Source organism: Candidatus Neomarinimicrobiota bacterium, from assembly GCA_041862535.1.
Lineage (GTDB): Bacteria > Fidelibacterota > Marinisomatia > SCGC-AAA003-L08 > TS1B11.
This window is the reverse complement of record JBGVTM010000019.1, coordinates 1-3,795: the sequence shown is the minus strand read 5'-3', so window position 1 is coordinate 3,795 and position 3,795 is coordinate 1. Positions and strand designations below refer to the sequence as shown.

Here is a 3,795-nt window from a genome sequence, read left to right as displayed (position 1 = left end):
ACTTGGATTCTGTTTAAGGTAATTCCAAGTATTGAAATTCTCATATTCGATTTATGAATTCGAATTCCAATTCAATCTACAATTTTCAATCGTCAATTGACAATACCCCCAATGCCCCAAAGAACTCTTCCACCGCCTTCTTTGCCTCCTCCAGGCTGTGGTACTCCGCCACCGTCACGTTCGGGTCGCCGGCGATCATGGCCGACAGGCGGCGGCCCGCTGAGGGCTGATAAAGGGCCAGCACCGGCTTGCCCTGCATCCCCGCGTGGGCAACCTCCACCCCCACCCCGAAAGAAGGCACGGATACTTCTGCCACCATAACATCGCAGCGGTTTACGAAGTCAGTATCCCGTCGGTAGACGGCCTCGGGGGTGACATCCCGCTCGCCCATCTGGCTGTGCCGTTGGTCCGCCACGAACTCGGTGAGAACCTCGCCGTATTTCCTGAGCTGGTCGATGATGTGGGGATAGAGGTGGGCTCGCTCCCGGCCGCCGCTCATACTACCGGAAAAATAGATGCGCACCTTACTTTTCCCTGGAATATACCTTGAGGCCGATTCTTAGGTGAAAAAGGCAAGTTAGCTGCTCGCGCGAATTAAGGAACGCCGATAAGCCCGAATCAGCCACCCCACAGCCACCAGCCCGATGATCAGCGTTACCGCAAAGAGGGCCAGCGGACCCCACTGGGCAGCTACCCGGCTGTCTAGCTGATACACTGGCTCAAGGTAGGCCTGGCGGAGGACCGTGCGCATTCCGGCCATCAGGACAATCGTGACCAGCAGCAGGGCGCTGCCTTCAATGATGGGCAGGGTTTTATCCCTGGCGAAGAAGGCTCCGACGAAGTGAAGCAATGCCAGCGCCGCCACGGCAATCATGATCCAGAAATATGGCAGCCCGAACAGGGAGTATTCGAGAACGGTTTCCGTTAAGTCCTCGGGCAGGGCGAAAAGGAACCATAAGCCCACCGGCACCTGCCCCAGCGTGGCTCCCGCGAACCACCCCAGTCCGACGTTGCGCTTGGGTTTCTCCCGGCGATGGCGCAGCGCCAGGAAGGCCCCCGTCACCGCCAAGGCCGCCAGGAAGATGTGCAGGAATCTGGGGACCATGGTGGGGTCAGACAGGTTCAGGTAAAGCCCCAGGAAGGTGGAATTATAGGCTTGCTGGTAGCGTTCGGGGGTCTGCATGAGCGTCAGGTTGCTGGTGAAGGTGGCTCCCACCAGGAAGAGCAACACGGCGCTGAGCACGGCGAACCAGGGCGCATACTGCTCCCAGTTCTCCCCTTTCATGGACAGGACGTAGAACCCGTAGTAGGCGACCACCAGGAATACTACGATAGTCAGCCAGGGCCAGGCGGTGAGGATGGAGCTGCTATAGAATAGCCGGCCATGCAGGGCCTGAATGAAAAGCAGCGGTGGTACGCCGAAAGTGATAGTCATGGCCATGGCGACGGGAAGGGTTTTGGCCAGTGTAAGGGCTAGCTCCCGTTCTCCGGGCCGGCTCCTGCCCCGGAAGAGGTGGACGGCACTGACCATGCTCCCACCCAGGACCAGGTTCATCAGGAGTAGATGGAGGATAAAGATTGCCAGCAGCAGGGCCTGGAAAAGCCATACCGGCCCCGGCAGCGCGATGAGGGAGGGATCAGGTATGGGCAGCTCATTCATCGGTATTCCCCCCATCGTGCAGCTGGACCAGCCACCGTGCCAGCAGGTGCCGCTCTGCCGCCGTTCCTATAAAGGGGGGCATAAACTCCTTCAGTTCGTCCAGATGGTCCAATTGGGACTCCAGATACGGTTCACTCCAGCCGTAGGTGAGCTGCTTGAGCCCGTTGTAGCCGGTCGGGGTGTGGCAGCTGGCACACTGGATCTGGTAGAGCTTGTACCCCGGGTTCTGCTCCTCATGAGGGTTGAGCCACTTGGCGGCAGGCAGGACGCCGGTCTCGGTGTAGCGGGTGCCGTCCGTTTTGGTGAAATTGTTCGAGTACATGAAGTCGTAAATGATGTATGGTTTGCGTACCGCCTCGCGGGTCCATTCGGTGACTGCCGTAACGCTGAAACCCAGGATCATAAAGAGGATGGCCAGGGCTGGGGTGAACGCCGCCGGGCTCCGGTAGGGCAGGAAGTATATAAAAGCGAAGATCAGAATGGAGACGACCACGCTGAAGATAGCAAACATGGTCACGGCCGGCGCGCCGCCCATGAAAATATGACGTGCTGACTCCGGAAGGACGTTGATATACCAGATACCGCCCAGAGGGATAAGCAGAACCGCCGGCATCAGCCATTTGGCGGAATAGCGTACCAGCCGGCTGCGGTCGATACCCTCCTTGATAAAGCTGGAGGTGAGCAGGGCATACAGGCCGGCCAGGGAAAAGGCCACACCCGTGCGGATGAGCAGGGAGGGCCCAAAGCCAGGATTGAAGAGGGCCGGCCAGAAGCTGCCAGTCTCCAACCAGCGGCCGGGAGTGAGCATGAAGGTGAGGATACCGTTAATGAAGAACAGGCTCAGCCAGGCAGCGATGAAGTAGACCCAGCCCACGGCCACATGGCGCCTTGCATCCAGGGTGTCCCAGGTATAATAATAGATAAAAGCGGCCAGGATCTCCACTAGGAAGAAGACCCATTCCGTGGCCCAGGCCCAGACAAAAGTGCGGATGAGCAGTCCGGTCGCTTCCGGATTCACCAGGGAAATGGTAAACCAGATCCCCACTCCGCTGAGGGCACCCAGCACCAGCGTAACCAGGATGAAGAACCGGGCGTGGGATTTGAGGTAATCACGCAGAACTTCATCACCGGTGCGGATGGCGTGCATCTCGGTCAGTACCAAAAACAGCCCGCCGCCGATAGCGAAGTGCGAGATGAACACGTGTAGTATGGCGATGGCACCAATGAGCAGGCCGCCGCCGATTAAGGGGACTTGCCAGATAGGGTAATTCATTATTCTCCTTTAACACTAATATAATAAAAAGGAATCAGGCCGGAGGTTAGGTAATTGTGCTTTCACCAGCGACCTGGAAGCAGAATCAAGGAATGCCCCGGCAATCCCTGTTAGACTACCTGATCAAGTAATGCAAGCGATCAAAGGGCAGCGAAGCGCTGATTCACTATCTCCCAGTTGATGTTCTTCACAAAGGCATCAATGTATCCGCCCCGGTCGGTGCCGTAATCCATGGCGAAGGCGTGCTCGAAGCTGTCCAGCACCAGCACGATATCCTGCAATACCGGAAAGCCGATATGATGCTCCGTGAGCAGATAGGTATGCAGTCTGTTGTCTACCCGGGACATGGTCACCACTACCCAGCCGATGGTGCACAGGCCGGTGGCCTTCACGTCTTTGAGGAATTCGTCGTAGCCGCCGAAGGACTCCTTAACGGCATTCAGCAGCTCCGCGCTGGGTTCTCCCCTGGCCTGCAGGTTCTCGAAGTACAGCTCATGGAGGTAAGTGCCGTTGAAGGCCACCGCCTCCCGGCGCTTCAGCTCCGACCAGTGGCCCCAGCTGTAGTTGGTGTGGCTTTTATCGGCCTTTTTGAGCTCCTCCTCGATCAGGGTCAGGCGGGCTGCGTAGCCCTTGTAAAGGCCGAAATGCGCTTCGAGCAGCTTGTCCGAAATACCCTCCAAGCTGCCCAGCAGGTATCTGAAATCCCGTGCCTCGTGTGTCATGTGGGTTACTCCTTTCGTCTTGTTGATGGTGATGCTTCCTGAAACCAACCACCCTTATCCGGGATCAGGCTGCAGGCAAATCAGCACTCAGTGACTCCCTGACGGGCGAAAAAGAGGTAGCGGCGGTTTGCCGGCGACTC

4 protein-coding genes are annotated in these 3,795 nt (G+C 57.7%); all 4 read right to left on the bottom strand.

Annotated features, from left to right (window positions below; translation table 11 throughout):
* Nucleotides 1-85: 85 nt before the first annotated feature.
* The 4 genes from ACETWG_00810 to ACETWG_00795 all read right to left on the bottom strand — a co-directional run bounded on the left by ACETWG_00810 (nt 86) and on the right by ACETWG_00795 (nt 3,655).
* Nucleotides 86-523: a nucleoside 2-deoxyribosyltransferase gene (locus ACETWG_00810; GenBank protein MFB0515128.1), complete on the bottom strand. Its 438-nt coding sequence runs from the start codon at nt 521-523 to the stop codon at nt 86-88.
* A gap of 54 nt (nt 524-577) precedes the next feature.
* A complete protein-coding gene (locus ACETWG_00805) occupies nt 578-1,660 on the bottom strand; it encodes a hypothetical protein (protein MFB0515127.1) in 1,083 nt (360 codons plus the stop codon).
* On the bottom strand, nt 1,653-2,933 hold the full coding sequence (locus ACETWG_00800) for a cytochrome ubiquinol oxidase subunit I (protein ID MFB0515126.1): 1,281 nt from the start codon (nt 2,931-2,933) through the stop codon (nt 1,653-1,655). The genes ACETWG_00805 and ACETWG_00800 overlap by 8 nt, the downstream gene beginning before the upstream one ends.
* 140 nt (nt 2,934-3,073) lie before the next feature.
* Nucleotides 3,074-3,655 carry a superoxide dismutase gene (locus ACETWG_00795; GenBank protein MFB0515125.1) on the bottom strand — a complete coding sequence of 194 codons (582 nt, stop codon included), beginning with the start codon at nt 3,653-3,655 and terminating at the stop codon, nt 3,074-3,076.
* Between the last annotated feature and the right edge of the window lie 140 nt (nt 3,656-3,795).

Bases quoted from the DNA above. Each gene is read 5' to 3' on its own strand.
- ACETWG_00805 (MFB0515127.1), bottom strand. From the start codon at position 1,660: ATGAATGAGCTGCCCATACCTGATCCCTCCCTCATCGCGCTGCCGGGG.
- ACETWG_00800 (MFB0515126.1), bottom strand. From the start codon at position 2,933: ATGAATTACCCTATCTGGCAAGTCCCCTTAATCGGCGGCGGCCTGCTC.
- ACETWG_00795 (MFB0515125.1), bottom strand. From the start codon at position 3,655: ATGACACACGAGGCACGGGATTTCAGATACCTGCTGGGCAGCTTGGAG.